We start from the raw sequence: 14320 nt of genomic DNA, 5'->3' as shown, positions 1-14320 counted from the left end.
ATCGGGCGGCTATCTGCCTTTTATAAACGCGCATCTTCGGGATGCGTTTTAAGGGGAATTGGTCCGGGGCAGACGCCGCAACAGGTCGGAAAGGCTGTTGCGGCTTATCTGGTTGCGAGTTCGGTACTGCTCATTCTGTGTTGTCCCGGTTCTGTTACGAGCTTGCTTTTAGCAGCAGCACGGCTTCAGCGCCAGCGATCATCCCGCCACATGGCCGAAAACGCCGTCCGGTAGTCGGGATAGGCAAATTCGTAACCCAGATCCCTGATGCGCCGGTTGGAGACACGTTTGTTCTCGCCATAGAAGGAACGTGCCATCGGCGTGAGATCGGCATCCTCGAAGGCGACTTCCGGCGGTGGCGTCACGCCCATCAGTTCGGCGGCGTAGGTGACGACATCCTGCGGGGGGCTCGGTTCATTGTCGGTGATATTGAAGATGCCGCCCGTATCGGTGCCTGCCAGAAAGCGCAAGGAACCGGCAATGTCACCGACATGGATGCGGTTGAAAATCTGGTTTTCCTTGATGACGCGCCGCGCCGTGCCGCGCTTCAGATTGACGAAGGCATTGCGGCCCGGCCCATAAATGCCGGAAAGCCTTAAGATCGCGAGCGGCGTTCCGTGCCGTTCGCTCAATTGTCCCCACGCCTTTTCGGCTTCGACGCGTTCCAGATTGCGGCGCGAGGAAGGTTTGCAGGCTGTGGTTTCGTCTACCCACGCGCCCTGATGGTCGCCATAGACGCCGACCGTCGACAGATAGCCGATCCAGCGGATGGTGTTGTCGGAACGGCGAAGCGCTTCCTCGACGATGGCGACGGCGGGATCGCCGCTTTCGCCGGGAGAGATCGAAATGAGCACATGGGTGGATTGAGCAAGCCGATCCAGAAGTTCGGGCGAGGGCGTTTGGCCGTCGAAAAGCAGCGGCTTTATGCCCGCCTGTTCGAGGAGGGGGAATTTCTGCTCGTGCCGCGTGGTCCCGTCGATGCGTTCCGCTTCGCCGGTCATCCTGCGTGCAAAGGCCTGGGCGGAGAAACCTGCTCCGAACAGAAATATGCGCATCAAACTTCCTCCATATCCCACTCTGCCTGCACCGTAGCATCCTCTTCCAATGAGGCCAGGCGTTTCTGAACACTGGCTGCGTGGTCGGGGCTGGCCAGTTGCTTCAAGGCCCATATCGCTGCGCCGCGCACGACCGGCGCTTCGTCTTCCAGCAGTCGTTCGACATCCGGCAGAAGCGTCGCATCGCCGGAATTGCCGGTGGCGATCAGCACATTACGGATGAAGCGATCGCGCCCGATCCGTTTCACCGGGGAGCCGGAAAACAGCGTGCGGAAAGCCGGGTCATCCAGCGCCAGCAGATCGTTGAGACGCGGTTCCTTCAGGTCTTCACGGGCTTTCAGCTTCATTTCGCTGGTCGCCTGCGCGAACTTGTTCCAGGGGCAGACGGAAAGGCAGTCGTCGCAGCCATAGATGCGGTTGCCCATGGCTTTCCGGAACTCTTGCGGGATCGGTCCCTTGTTCTCGATGGTGAGATAGGAAATGCAGCGTCGCGCATCGATGCGATAGGGCGCCGGGAAAGCCTTGGTCGGGCAGGCGTCGAGACAGGCGCGGCAAGAGCCGCAATGGTCCCGCTCGGGCTCGTCGGGGGGAATTTCCGCCGTGGTGAAGATCGAGCCGAGGAACAGCCATGAGCCAAGCTCGCGGCTGACCAGATTGGTATGCTTGCCCTGCCAGCCGAGACCGGCAGCTTGCGCCAGCGGCTTTTCCATGACGGGCGCGGTATCGACGAAGACCTTGACATCCTGTCCGGCGCGCGCGGCAAAACGGCTTGCAATGTGCTTCAGCTTGCCCTTGATGATGTCATGATAATCGCGGTTCTGCGCATAGACGGATATGGCCGCACGATCCTGCTTTTCCAGAATGGCGAGCGGATTGGCGTCCGGCCCGTAATTCATGGCCAGCATCATGATGGAACGGACTTCCGGCCAGAGCACGCTCGGATCGGCACGGCGGGCTTCCGTTTCCTCCATCCAGTCCATATCGGCGTGGTGGCCGTCGGCAATATACTGGCGCAGCCGTTCGGGCGCTTGCGGAATTGCATCGGGCGTGGTGAAGGCAACCGCGTCGAAACCAGCCGCCTTCGCCTCTTCGATCAGGAAGCACTTGAGTTTCTGTTGGCGGCTATCAGAAATCGAGGTCGCCATAATGGGCCACCGGGGCAAGCCCGCGCACGCGGTCGGAAAGCAACGGGCGGAAAGCCGGGCGCGATTTCATGCGTGCATACCAGTCACGCGCCGCTTTGGTTTCGCCCCATTCGATCTCGCCCAGATAGTCGAGCACGGAAATGGAAGCCGCCGCCGCCATGTCGGCATAGCTTGGATGCGCGCCGCCGAGCCAGTCGCGGGTCGCGGCCAGCCAGTCGATATATTTCATATGCTGGCGGATATTGGTGCGGGCGGCGCGGATGGCGGTCGAATCCGGCGCGCTGCCGCCCATCTCTGCCGCCATCTGCAACTTGAACACACGTTCGCGGGCAATGTGGCGCGTCACTTCATTTTCGAATTTCAGCAGGAACCAGTCGACCAGGCGGCGCACTTCTGCGCGCTCCATCGGGCTTTCCGGGAGGAGGCGGCGGCTGCGCTTCAATGCGCCGCGCGTCTCGTCCAGATATTCGGCGATCACCGTTGCGCCGACGACCGGAAGGTCGTTTTCGGCCAGGAGCACGGGCAGGGTTGCCGCCGGGTTCAGCGCCAGGAATTCCTTGCGGCGCGACCACGGCCGTTCCTCGATAAGTTCCGCTTCAACGCCATATTCGCCGAGGATGAGCCGCACATAGCGCGAACCCGAAGACATGGGATGATGAAAAAGCGTAAGCATGATCGACGCGAGACTCTCGACTGAAGCTTGAATTGAACGTCCGGAGTTTGCACGGCGGCTGGCGTTTGCGCATGCAGCAGGCTATTTCCTGCTATCAAGCGATTCGACGCCGCCTCAACGGAATATAAAGTCTATAAGGGCTATGTTTGCGTGAGACAAGCAATCGCTGGAAATGCGTGTTTTCAGCCGATGGCCCGCTATCCCGTTCCGCCTTTTTAACCCGTCACCGTGCCCACTATCCCAAGGTACTGACTTCATGGATATTTTCAATCTACTGGAAGCTGCATTTCTCGGTCTCATCGAAGGTCTGACCGAATTTATCCCTGTTTCCTCCACCGGGCATTTGCTGCTGGTCGGGCATTTTCTGGGCTTTGAATCCACAGGAAAGACCTTCGAGGTGCTGATCCAGCTCGGCGCCATTCTGGCCATTCTGACGGTCTATTCGGCGAAACTTCTTAAAATCCTCACCGATTTCCCGCGCGATGCCCGCACGCGGCGCTTCGTTTTCGGCATTCTGGTCGCCTTCCTGCCTGCGGCGGTCATCGGCGCTCTCGCGCATGGCTTCATCAAGAGCGTGCTGTTCGAAACGCCGATGCTGGTCTGCGCCATGCTTATCATCGGCGGGTTCGTCCTGCTGTGGGTGGACCAGCTCAACCTGCGTCCGCGCTATCATGATGTGATGGATTATCCGCTGCCCATGTGCCTCGCCATCGGCTTCATTCAGTGCCTGGCGATGATACCGGGCGTGTCGCGCTCCGGTTCCACCATTGTCGGCTCGCTGCTGCTCGGCGCCGACAAGCGTTCGGCAGCCGAGTTCTCGTTCTTCCTCGCCATGCCCACCATGGCGGGCGCTTTTGCCTATGACCTCTACAAGAGCCGCGATATCCTGTCGTTCAACGACGGGGCGCTGATCGGGGTAGGCTTTGTGATGGCCTTCATCTCCGGCGTTTTCGTCGTGCGCTATCTGCTCGATTACGTCTCCCGCCACGGCTTCAAGCTGTTTGCCTGGTGGCGTCTGATCGTCGGTGCGCTCGGAATGGCGGCACTGATGATCTGGGGATGAGGTGCGGTCCGCGCAGCGGACAAAAAGCCCGTGAGCCGGACAGCAAAAAGGGGCCTTCCGGCCCCTTGTTCATTTCCGCTGCGGCTGTGGATCAAGCAAAGCCGGTCTTGGTGTACTGGCCGGCGACACGGTAGCGCCACAGATAGGATGGCAGCACGGCGTCGACGCTTTCCGGCGTGATGCCCATGCCCTGCAAAGTGCGACCTTCCTTGATGGCTTTTTCCGAAACCACATTGTCGAATTTCAGCAGCGTCACCTGATCGTTGGTGAGCATCGGGTTCGGCAGCAGGCCGAGGATCGATGCCTGCAAACGGGCAACCCACCAGGGCATGGAAACAATGAGGCGCTTGCGGGCGATCACGCCGAGCATGTCCGTCATCCAGTTCCTGAATGGCTGCACATCGGGGCCGCCGAGTTCATAGACGCCGCCCGGCATCAGCTTGCCGTCGACGGCGCGCGCCACGGCTTCCGCCACGTCGCCGACATAGACCGGCTGGAGCTTCGTTTCGCCGCCGCCGATTGCAGGCAGGAATGGCGAAAAGCGCGCCATGTTGGCGAAGCGGTTGAAGAAGCGGTCCTCAGGACCGAAAATGATCGACGGGCGCAGGATGACGCTGTCCGGCAGGACGGAAAGAATGGCCTTTTCGCCTTCCGCCTTGGTGCGCGCATAATCCGACGGCGAATTGGCGTCGGCTGCAAGCGAGGACACATGCGTCATGCGGATGCCTGCGGCCTTGGCGGCTTCGGCAATGTTCTTCGCGCCGAGCACCTGGACCGTGTTGAAACGCTGGCGACCGCTTTCGGACAGAATGCCGACGAGGTTGACCACATGGTCGGAACCCTTGATGACATGTTCCACGGAGCCGCGATGGCGTACATTGGCCTGCACCATCTGGATCTGGCCGACATTGCCGAGCGGCGCCATGTAATAGGCAATTTCCGGCTTGCGCACGGCAACGCGCACGCGGTAGCCGCGCTTGGTGAGAGCCGCAACCACTGCGCGCCCGACAAAGCCTGAGCCGCCGAAAACGGTGACCAGTTTCGGCCTGTTATGGACTTCGTTCGGTTCGGTCTTCATCCTAAACTCCTGCATGAAAGCACGCTATTCGAGCGGTGATTTATCGCCTTTTTGCCACAAGGCAAAGGGGACTTGTTGTCACGATTGCGAAAGCTGCCGGTTTTCCCGCCTTTTGGCGCGAATACTCCTTTGAAATTTGGCGTCTTGCTGTTAAATCGCGCGCATGAGCACACCACTTGACCATATTCGCAATTTTTCGATCGTCGCCCATATCGACCACGGCAAATCGACGCTGGCCGACCGCCTCATCCAGTTGACCGGCGGGCTGGATACGCGCGAGATGAAGGATCAGGTTCTCGACTCGATGGATATCGAGCGCGAGCGCGGCATCACCATCAAGGCGCAGACCGTCCGTCTCTCCTACAAGGCGAAGAACGGCGAGGATTACGTGCTGAACCTGATCGACACGCCCGGACACGTCGACTTCGCCTATGAAGTCTCGCGCTCGCTGGCCGCGTGCGAAGGTTCGCTTCTGGTGGTGGACGCTTCCCAGGGCGTGGAAGCGCAGACGCTGGCGAACGTTTATCAGGCCATCGACAACAACCATGAAATCGTGGTCGTGCTGAACAAGATCGACCTGCCCGCCGCCGAGCCCGAGCGCGTCAAGCAGCAGATCGAGGAAGTGATCGGCATCGACGCGGCGCAGGCCGTGCACATTTCCGCCAAGACCGGCCTCGGCATCGAGGATGTGCTGGAAGCCATCGTCACCCAGCTGCCCGCGCCGAAAGAAGGCGACCGCAATGCGCCGCTCAAGGCCATGCTGGTCGACAGCTGGTATGACAGCTATCTCGGCGTCATCGTTCTGGTGCGCATCATCGATGGCGTGTTGAAAAAGGGCCAGACCATCCGCATGATGGGTACGGGCGCGAAATATCCGGTGGAGCGCACCGGTGTTTTCACGCCCAAAATGGTTCAGGTGGACGAACTCGGCCCCGGCGAGCTTGGCTTCATCACCGCTTCCATCAAAGAAGTGGCCGACACCCGCGTCGGCGATACGATCACCGAAGATCGCCGCCCGACGGAAAAGATGCTGTCCGGCTTCAAGCCCGCGCAGCCGGTGGTGTTCTGCGGCCTGTTCCCGGTCGATGCGGCTGATTTCGAGGACCTGCGCGCCGCCATGGGCAAGCTGCGCCTCAACGATGCGTCGTTCTCGTTCGAAATGGAAACATCCGCCGCGCTTGGTTTCGGCTTCCGCTGCGGTTTCCTCGGCCTTCTGCATCTGGAAATCATTCAGGAGCGTCTTGAGCGCGAGTTCAATCTCGACCTTATCACGACCGCGCCTTCGGTCGTCTACCGCCTCAACATGCAGGACGGTTCGCAGAAGGAACTGCACAATCCGGCCGATATGCCGGATATCGTGAAGATCAACGCGATTGAAGAGCCATGGATCAAGGCAACCATCATGACGCCGGATGACTATCTGGGCGCTATCATGAAGCTTTGCCAGGAACGCCGCGGCATCCAGATCGACCTGACCTATGTCGGCCCGCGCGCCATGATCACCTATGATCTGCCGCTCAACGAAGTGGTGTTCGATTTCTACGACCGCCTGAAGTCGATCTCGAAGGGTTATGCCTCGTTCGATTACAATCTTTCGGATTACCGCGAGGGCGATCTGGTCAAGATGTCGATCCTCGTCAATGAAGAGCCGGTCGATGCGCTGTCGATGCTGGTGCACCGGACGGCAGCTGAAAAGCGTGGCCGCGCACTGTGCGAAAAGCTGAAAGAGCTGATCCCGCAGCACATGTTCAAGATCCCGATCCAGGCGGCGATCGGCGGCCGCATCGTGGCGCGCGAGACGATCTCGGCGCTGCGCAAGGACGTGACGGCCAAGTGCTACGGCGGCGACGTGACGCGCAAGCGCAAGCTTCTGGAAAAGCAGAAGGAAGGCAAGAAGCGCATGCGCCAGTTCGGCAAGGTCGAAATCCCGCAGGAGGCCTTTATTCAGGCGCTCAAGATGGGCGATGATTGATCCATTGTTGATTTGATCCGCTGAACTGGATGGCGTTGCGTTAGACACGTTGTTCTAAGCTGGCATTACGGCATTTTGGTAAGGGGCACTTCGGTGCCCTTTTTTGCTCCAAGGCTTGTGTGTCGCCCTCATCCTGAGGAGCCTCCTGAGCTTGCGAAGGAGGCGTCTCGAAGGACGGGGCGACACCAGACACGGCGCAATCACTCCTCGCCCTTCGAGACGCCACCTTCGGTGGCTCCTCAGGATGAGGAGTGGTGCAGGCGACATTAATGGTGCCAGCGTGTTCAGGGTTTATAGCTTGCGTCGCGACAGTTCCGGCAGGCCTTCGTAGTTCAGCGCTATCAATGCTTCTTTCTTTGCCCGCGACCAACCTTTGATCTGTCGTTCTCGCGCAATGGCATCGACGATCCGGTCATAGGTCTCGGTGAAGACAAGCTCGACCGGTCGGCGCTTCTTCGTATAGCTATCGTAGATACCTTCGTTGTGTTCCCATAACCGGGCTTCGATGTTCTGCTTGGTAAGCCCGGTATAATAAGACCCATCCGCGCAACGCAGAATGTAGACTGTTGCTTCCATGACTTGCCCCCGCTGGTCGTTGGAAGATAGATGTTGATGCAAGTTTGCCTGCTTAACAAGGTGCGGCAATCGACCTTAAGATTGCTCATGTCCTGCGAGGTGAGAACCGTGTCCGCAAATCCCCGCATTTCCATCACCTACTGCACGCAATGCAACTGGCTGTTACGCGCTGCGTGGATGGCGCAGGAACTGTTGCAGACTTTCGGGCAGGATTTGGCGGAAGTGGCGCTTCATCCGGGCACAGGCGGGGTTTTTGAAATCCGCGTTCATATGCCAGACGGCAGCGAAGAACTCATCTGGGAGCGCAAGCGCGATGGCGGATTTCCTGAAGCCAAAGTGTTGAAGCAGCGCGTGCGTGATCTGGTCTGGCCGGAGCGCGATCTCGGTCATTCGGACCGGCCAGCGAATTCGTGAGGGGCTTCTTACCCCTGATCCTTCGAGGCTACGCTTCGCTCCGCACCTCAGGATGAGGGGCGGCAGCGAGCTTGATGATGGGAGGCCATCGAAGTTAGATATCGATGCAGCTGATCAAGAAGGGTACCGACTTTTTGAACGAGAGCGGATACGCGCTTCCCTCATCCTGAGGAGGTGCGCAGCACCGTCTCGAAGGATCGAAGGATCGAAGGACGAGGGAAAAACAGGGTCAATCCTCGTCCACCACGCGCAGGCGTAGCTGGCTGGTCGAACCGTCCGCCGATCTTGCCTGCGAGCGAGGTGTTTCCTCGGCAGGCTTTTCGCCGAATTCCAGCGCCTCGATCTTCGCGCCGCGTTTCGTGACCTTGGCTGACGACACAAGAATATCGTCAATATCCTTGTTGGCCTGCACGAAATGGGTTTGCAGCTTGCGCACGCGCTCATCCAGACGGCCGACATCTTCCATCAGGCGGATCACCTCGCCCTGAATGACATGCGCCTGCTCGCGCATGCGGGCATCCTTCAGGATGGCCTGAATGACCTGAATCGACAGCATCAGCAGCGACGGCGAGACGATGACGACCCGTGCCCGGTGCGCACGCTGGATCAGCGCCTCGAAATGTTCGTGAATATCCGCAAAGATCGATTCCGAGGGCACGAACAGGAAAGCCGTGTCCTGCGTTTCGCCGGGGATCAGATATTTGTCGGACACGTCCTTGATATGAATTTCCATGTCGCGGCGGAACTGGGCGACTGCTGCCTTGCGCGCCTCCGGCTGTTCCGTCTCACGCATCGAATTCCAGGCTTCGAGCGGAAATTTCGCGTCGATCACCAGCGAGGGCGCATTGTTCGGCATGCGCACAAGGCAATCGGGACGGGTGCTGTTGGAAAGCGTTGCCTGAAATTCGTAGGCGCCTTGCGGCAGGCCATCGGCGATGATCGCCTCCATGCGCGACTGGCCGAAAGCGCCGCGTGTCTGCTTGTTGGCGAGGATCGCCTGCAACTGCACCACCTGTCCGGCGAGCGACTGGATATTGTTCTGCGCCGTGTCGATGACCGCGAGACGCTCCTGCAATTTGGCGAGGTTTTCATGCGTCGAGCGGGTCTGCTCGGTCATGGTCTGGCCGATGCGATGCGTCATGCCGTCGAGCCGCTCGCGGATCGACTGGTTAAGCTCGGCCTGCCTTGAGCCGAACACTTCCGCCATGGTCTGCATCCGGCCCTGCATCTCGGCCTGCGCCTTGAGGATTTCCGCCATGCGATATTCCGCATCGCGGGCACGGTCCTCGGCCTGCGCTTCCGCAACTGCGCGAAGCCGGGCGGAGCGCGCTGCCGCGATCAGAAAAATGGCAAGACACAGCACCAGCACGACGATACCCGCCAGCAGGATATTGCCGAGCGTGAAGGATGTGGCGCCGAGCTGCAGAAGCGGCTCATTCAAGAGATTCTGGTTTTCCATGAAGTGAGCTTAACTGATTCGTGTCGCCTTGATGAGATCAAAACGAGAACATTTTGCAAAGTGTAATTGACGATTCTCACGCGAGCCATTACGTGAAAGCCCATGTCTGTAAAACCGCTTCTCATCCTTCCCGATCCCGTCCTGCGCCAGGTTTCCAAGCCTGTGGAGCGCTTTGACGACCAGCTGCGCAAATTTGCCGGCGACATGTTCGACACCATGTATGATGCGCCGGGCATTGGCCTTGCCGCCATTCAGGTGGGCGAGCCGATCCGCATGCTCGTCATCGACCTCGCCAAGGAAGGTGAACCGAAAGCGCCGCATGTCTTCATCAATCCCGAAATCGTCGGCGTGACGGATGAAGCCAGCACCTATGAGGAAGGCTGCCTTTCGATCCCGGATTATTATGCGGAAGTTGAACGGCCAGCCGCCATCAAGGTCAATTATTTCGATGCTGACGGCAAGCCGCATGCAATGGAAGCCGACGGGCTGATGGCCACCTGCCTGCAGCATGAAATCGACCATCTGAACGGCGTGCTCTTCATCGATCATATTTCCAAGCTGAAGCGCGATATGGTCATCAAGAAATTCAAGAAGCTCGCCAGCCAGAGCGCGCCTAAGAAGGTTCTTTAATGCGTGTCGTTTTCATGGGGACGCCGGAATTTTCCGTGCCGATCCTCACCGCCATCATCGGTCACGGTTATGAGGTTGTTGCGGTCTATACGCAGCCGCCGCGCCCGGCGGGCCGTCGCGGGCTGGAGCTGACCAAGTCGCCGGTGCATGAAAAAGCCGAGCAGTTCGGCATTCCGGTGTTCACGCCGAAGAGCCTCAGAAGCGCGGAAGAGCAGGACGTTTTTGCAAGCCTTGAGGCTGATGTCGCGATTGTCGTGGCCTATGGCCTGCTGCTGCCGCAAGCCATTCTGGATGCGCCGCGCCTCGGTTGCTATAACGGCCATGCATCGCTTTTGCCGCGCTGGCGCGGTGCTGCTCCCATCCAGCGCGCTATCATGGCAGGCGATGCGGAAACCGGCATGATGATCATGAAGATGGATGCGGGACTCGATACCGGTCCCGTTGCAATGGCTGAAAAGGTTGCCATCACGCCTGACATGACGGCAGGCGAGTTGCATGATCGTCTGAGCATGATCGGTGCCGACCTGATGATCCGTGCGCTGGGTGCGCTTGAGCGTGAAAGCCTTGCCTTGCAGCCGCAGGCGGAGGAAGGCGTGACCTATGCCGCCAAGATCGACAAGGCCGAGGCGCGCATCGACTGGTCGAAGCCTGCGAAGGACGCCCACAACACCATTCGCGGCCTGTCGCCCTTTCCGGGTGCTTGGTGTGAAATGGAAATCAATGGCGCTGTCGAGCGCGTGAAATTGCAGCGCTCCACCTTGGGCGAGGGCAGGGGCGAACCGGGCGCGGTGCTGGATGATCGCCTGACGGTCGCCTGCGGCGAGGGTGCCGTTCGGCTCGTCACGCTGCAGCGTTCCGGCGGCAAGCCATTGCCTGCGCAGGAGTTTCTGCGTGGCGCACAGGTCACGAAGGTTCTGTAGGCGGTGCCGCGCTACAAGCTCACTGTCGAATATGACGGCACGCCCTATGTCGGCTGGCAGCGGCAGGAAAACGGCCATGCGGTGCAGAATGCAATCGAACTGGCGTTCAAGAAGTTCTGCGGCGAAGACCTCACGTTAAGCGCTGCGGGCCGCACCGATGCGGGCGTTCATGCGACGGGCGCAGGTTGCCCATGTCGATCTCACCAAGGATTGGGACGCGGGCAAGGTGCGTGACGCGGTGAATGCGCATCTGGTCATGGCCGATGAGCGCGTCAGCATATTGAACGTCGAGAAGACAACGGACACGTTCGACGCGCGTTTTTCGGCGCGCAGCAGGCATTATCTCTACCGCATCCATAATCGTCGTGCGCCTCTGGCGATCGACTACCAGCGTGCATGGTGGGTGCAGAAGCGGCTCGATGCCGATGCAATGCATGAAGCGGCGAAGCGGCTTCTGGGCGAGCACGATTTCACGACGTTCCGCGCCACGCAATGCCAGGCCAAGAGCCCGGTCAAGACGCTTGATCGCCTCGATGTGACGCGCAATGGCGACATGATAGAGATGCGCGTTTCAGCGCGGTCCTTCCTGCACAATCAGGTGCGCTCCTTTGCCGGCAGCCTGATGGAAGTGGGCGTCGGCCGCTGGACGGCGGATGATCTGCAAGCTGCTCTGGAAGCGCGTGATCGCAAGGCCTGCGGGCAGGTTGCCCCGCCCTATGGGCTTTATCTGATTGGTGTGGACTACGCCTTTCCGTACTGAGATCCGAAGCGCGCTCTAGGGGATCAAAAGCAAACTTCCGGATGATTTTCCCGTCTCCAGTGCACGATGGGCCTGTGCTGCCTCGCTCAGCGGATAGGTTGCCCCAATCGTTCCAGTCAGTCCCTTTTCCATGATGCCGAAAAGCTTGGAAGCGGAGTTTCGGTAGTTGTCCAGATCGTTGATGTAAGCGATCACGCTTGGCCGGACGAAAGAAAGATCTGCTTGATTGCCAAGTGCATCAATGACGGTCTGGGAGATTTTTCCACCGGCCTGACCAATGCTCGCCAGACTTCCGAGATGGCGCACGCATTGCGCGGTCCTGGGCAGAGTTTCTCCACCGATGCCATCATAGGCGACGTGAACCCCCTGTCCGTTCGTAAGGCGTCTGGTAGCGGTGATAAAATCACAATCGCGTCCGACGAGTACATGATCCGCGCCGTTCTCGCGCGCCGTTTCGGCCTTTTCTTCCGAACTGACTGTGCCAATTACCGTTGCGCCGAGAGCCTTGCCCCAGCGGGTCAACAGAGTACCCAGTCCGCCTGCGGCTGCATGCACCAGCATGATCGTATCCGGGCCAACGGGGAATGTATCGGTCAGGAGCATATGGGTGGTAAGACCGCGCAGCATTGTGGCTGCCGCCGTCTGCGCGGAAATTGTATTGGGCAGCATCAGGGCCCGTTGGGCGGGTAAAAGCCGGGTCGAGGCATAGGCACCCACAGGGAGGCCTGCATAGGCCACCCGGTCACCCGGTTTGAGATCAGTTACGCTCGATCCGACGGCTTCCACAATGCCTGCGCCTTCGACGCCGAGCACAGCCGGAAAGGACGGCAGCGGATAAAGGCCGGTACGGTGGTAGATGTCGACGAAATTCACGCCGATTGCCTCGTGGCGGATGCGTATCTCGCCCGCACCGGGGCTTCGGGGCGTCTGCGGGGCTGTCCGAAGCAGCCCTGCTTCACCGGTCTCGTTCAGAATGATCTCGTGGTCCATCAGTTTAGCCTCCGTTGCAATCCGGGGCAGTATCGGGGATAGAGAAACGGGAAAAAATTGCTGTTTTGATCGCAACGTATGGGAAAAATTTCACAATGGTGAACTGGGAGAGCGTACGTTACTTTGTAGCTTTGGCCGATACCGGCACTCTGTCGGGCGCGGCGCGGATGCTGAATGTAGAGCATGCGACGATAGCGCGACGTGTGGCTGCCCTGGAAAGCGAAACCAGTTTGAAGTTGGTTGACCGTCGGGGACGACGTTTTCTGCTGACGGAAGACGGGGAACGGATCGCTGCAATTGCCCGCAAGATGCAAGACGAGGCGCAGGCTATCAGTCGGCTGGGCGCAGTCCGCGATACTGGTATAAGCGCTACCGTCACACTCACGGCGCCGCCCTCTTACGCGGTTGCGAGACTAGCCAGGCCGCTTGCTGCAATATCGGCGCAGTATCCGGGTATCCATATGCGTGTGATGGGGGAGGCGCGCTTCAGTTCCCTGAACCGTCGGGAAGCGGATATAGCGATACGCCTGACACGTCCGACGACCGGCGACCTCACCATTCGCAGGCTTGGCGAGGAAGCCTTTCGCCCTTACGCAAGTCGACACTATCTGGCGCGAACCCGCCCAGAAGAATGGCACTTCATTGCCTATGATGAAAGTTTGGAGGACGCGCCGCAGCAGGCTTACTTGCTTGCCCTGGCTGGCACCCGGCCAATTGCCTTGCGCGCCAACACGCTGGAGATGCAGCTTGCGCTCGTGAGCGAGAACGCAGGCATCGCCATGCTGCCGGATTTCATGGCTGAAACACAGGAGCATCTCGTGCCAGCGCTGCCGGATCATGCTCCGCTTCTGCGTGAGGTTTGGATGGTTGTTCACTCCGACATGAAGGCCGTCCCGGCTCTGCGCGCCGTCATGGCCGAGATTGCTGGTGCCCCCAATCATCCCATGCCGATATAACGGCTATCTTGCTAGTAAGCGTGGGGTTCGAAGCCGATTCCGAGTAAATTCTGCAACAGGACGGTCAGGAACAGCGAACCGAAGAAGATGCAGGCGAAGAACGGTGCTGCATAGGCATGCGGGCGCTGCAGCGCGATGAAAGTCAGCCGGTAGCTCAGCACGATGGATATGCCGAACATGATGAAGGCGAACAATGTCGCCACATCGGTGCGTCCGGGGAAGAAAAGTTGCAGCAGTGTGATCGGCGCGAAGATCCATGAGATCAGCGCGCTGCCCCAATTGGTGGCAATCACGAACGCAGCATAACGCTTGGCGATGCCGATGCGCTTGGCGATAAGCCCGATGACGACGAGCGGCACGATCCATGCCGCTATGTCGACGAAGGCAGCGCGGGTAACGATGGCGAAGCGCAGGCCCGCCTCCTCGCGTCCTGCCGTCAGGTTCGCCGCATAAGCTACCCAGCCTGCGAACATCGGCGGCAGCGCAATGGCTATCGCATAGAAGGACGACCAGAAGCCCTCGGCGGAAATGTCGAGGTGATCCAGTCCGTCCTTGCGCCCGAGCATCATTTTCCAGACGCCCCAGAAATATCTGAAAATATCGTCCAGGCTTGGCATGAGATTCCCAAT

Annotated in this window: 14 protein-coding genes and 1 pseudogene; 7 read left to right on the top strand and 8 right to left on the bottom strand. The window is 59.5% G+C overall.

The genetic code is table 11. The annotated features are described in order from the left end of the window. Nucleotides 1-185: 185 nt before the first annotated feature. From OINT_RS09525 to OINT_RS09515, 3 genes are read right to left on the bottom strand one after another with little or no spacing between them, the layout of a single operon-like run. On the bottom strand, nucleotides 186-1055 hold the full coding sequence (locus tag OINT_RS09525; protein WP_039852764.1) for an SDR family oxidoreductase: 870 nt from the start codon (nucleotides 1053-1055) through the stop codon (nucleotides 186-188). After that, the gene (gene queG, locus OINT_RS09520) at nucleotides 1055-2200 is read right to left on the bottom strand and encodes a tRNA epoxyqueuosine(34) reductase QueG (protein ID WP_006472283.1); all 1146 of its coding nucleotides are present in this window, start codon (nucleotides 2198-2200) and stop codon (nucleotides 1055-1057) included. The genes OINT_RS09525 and queG overlap by 1 nt, the downstream gene beginning before the upstream one ends. Continuing rightward, nucleotides 2181-2873 carry a glutathione S-transferase family protein gene (locus tag OINT_RS09515; RefSeq protein WP_006467595.1) on the bottom strand — a complete coding sequence of 231 codons (693 nt, stop codon included), beginning with the start codon at nucleotides 2871-2873 and terminating at the stop codon, nucleotides 2181-2183. The genes queG and OINT_RS09515 overlap by 20 nt, the downstream gene beginning before the upstream one ends. Nucleotides 2874-3129: 256 nt before the next feature. Between OINT_RS09515 and OINT_RS09510 the strand changes: the two genes are divergently transcribed. Next, nucleotides 3130-3936, top strand: a complete 807-nt coding sequence (locus tag OINT_RS09510; protein ID WP_006472284.1) for an undecaprenyl-diphosphate phosphatase — start codon at nucleotides 3130-3132, stop codon at nucleotides 3934-3936. 91 nt (nucleotides 3937-4027) lie between these two features. Here the strand turns inward: OINT_RS09510 and OINT_RS09505 are convergent, their stop codons facing one another. Next, nucleotides 4028-5014 carry a complex I NDUFA9 subunit family protein gene (locus OINT_RS09505; RefSeq protein WP_006472285.1) on the bottom strand — a complete coding sequence of 329 codons (987 nt, stop codon included), beginning with the start codon at nucleotides 5012-5014 and terminating at the stop codon, nucleotides 4028-4030. A 163-nt stretch (nucleotides 5015-5177) separates the two neighbouring features. Here OINT_RS09505 and lepA point away from each other — a divergent pair, with 163 nt between their 5' ends. Then, nucleotides 5178-6986, top strand: a complete 1809-nt coding sequence (gene lepA / locus OINT_RS09500; RefSeq protein ID WP_006467592.1) for a translation elongation factor 4 — start codon at nucleotides 5178-5180, stop codon at nucleotides 6984-6986. Nucleotides 6987-7277: 291 nt separating this feature from the next. Here the strand turns inward: lepA and OINT_RS09495 are convergent, their stop codons facing one another. Then, entirely contained in the window at nucleotides 7278-7562 is a 285-nt protein-coding gene (locus OINT_RS09495) for a GIY-YIG nuclease family protein (protein ID WP_006472286.1), read from the bottom strand. 108 nt (nucleotides 7563-7670) lie between these two features. Between OINT_RS09495 and OINT_RS09490 the strand changes: the two genes are divergently transcribed. Beyond that, nucleotides 7671-7976 carry an Rdx family protein gene (locus OINT_RS09490; protein WP_006472287.1) on the top strand — a complete coding sequence of 102 codons (306 nt, stop codon included), beginning with the start codon at nucleotides 7671-7673 and terminating at the stop codon, nucleotides 7974-7976. A 229-nt stretch (nucleotides 7977-8205) separates the two neighbouring features. Here the strand turns inward: OINT_RS09490 and OINT_RS09485 are convergent, their stop codons facing one another. After that, nucleotides 8206-9435: a DNA recombination protein RmuC gene (locus OINT_RS09485; RefSeq protein ID WP_006467589.1), complete on the bottom strand. Its 1230-nt coding sequence runs from the start codon at nucleotides 9433-9435 to the stop codon at nucleotides 8206-8208. Between the two features lie 102 nt (nucleotides 9436-9537). Between OINT_RS09485 and def the strand changes: the two genes are divergently transcribed. From def to truA, 3 genes and pseudogenes are all read left to right on the top strand, one after another. Further along, complete coding sequence (gene def / locus OINT_RS09480; RefSeq protein WP_006467588.1) at nucleotides 9538-10065, top strand: peptide deformylase; 528 nt, start codon at nucleotides 9538-9540, stop codon at nucleotides 10063-10065. Continuing rightward, entirely contained in the window at nucleotides 10065-10985 is a 921-nt protein-coding gene (gene fmt, locus OINT_RS09475) for a methionyl-tRNA formyltransferase (protein ID WP_006467587.1), read from the top strand. The genes def and fmt overlap by 1 nt, the downstream gene beginning before the upstream one ends. Nucleotides 10986-10988: 3 nt before the next feature. Continuing rightward, nucleotides 10989-11745 (top strand): annotated as a pseudogene (gene truA, locus OINT_RS09470) (tRNA pseudouridine(38-40) synthase TruA). Between the two features lie 15 nt (nucleotides 11746-11760). Here truA and OINT_RS09465 read toward each other — a convergent pair. Continuing rightward, nucleotides 11761-12735, bottom strand: coding sequence for a quinone oxidoreductase family protein (locus tag OINT_RS09465; protein ID WP_006472289.1), 975 nt, complete (start codon nucleotides 12733-12735; stop codon nucleotides 11761-11763). A gap of 95 nt (nucleotides 12736-12830) precedes the next feature. Here OINT_RS09465 and OINT_RS09460 point away from each other — a divergent pair, with 95 nt between their 5' ends. After that, nucleotides 12831-13691 (top strand): LysR family transcriptional regulator, encoded by an 861-nt coding sequence (locus OINT_RS09460; RefSeq protein ID WP_006472290.1) that lies wholly within the window; start codon nucleotides 12831-12833, stop codon nucleotides 13689-13691. A gap of 11 nt (nucleotides 13692-13702) precedes the next feature. On the opposite strand, the gene OINT_RS09455 is transcribed toward OINT_RS09460, so the two are convergent. Continuing rightward, nucleotides 13703-14308 (bottom strand): hypothetical protein, encoded by a 606-nt coding sequence (locus OINT_RS09455; RefSeq protein ID WP_006472291.1) that lies wholly within the window; start codon nucleotides 14306-14308, stop codon nucleotides 13703-13705. Nucleotides 14309-14320: the final 12 nt, after the last annotated feature.

Origin of the sequence: Brucella intermedia LMG 3301, from assembly GCF_000182645.1 — a bacterium.
GTDB classification, from domain to species: Bacteria; Pseudomonadota; Alphaproteobacteria; order Rhizobiales; family Rhizobiaceae; genus Brucella; species Brucella intermedia.
This window is presented reverse-complemented; position numbering and strand designations above follow the sequence as displayed.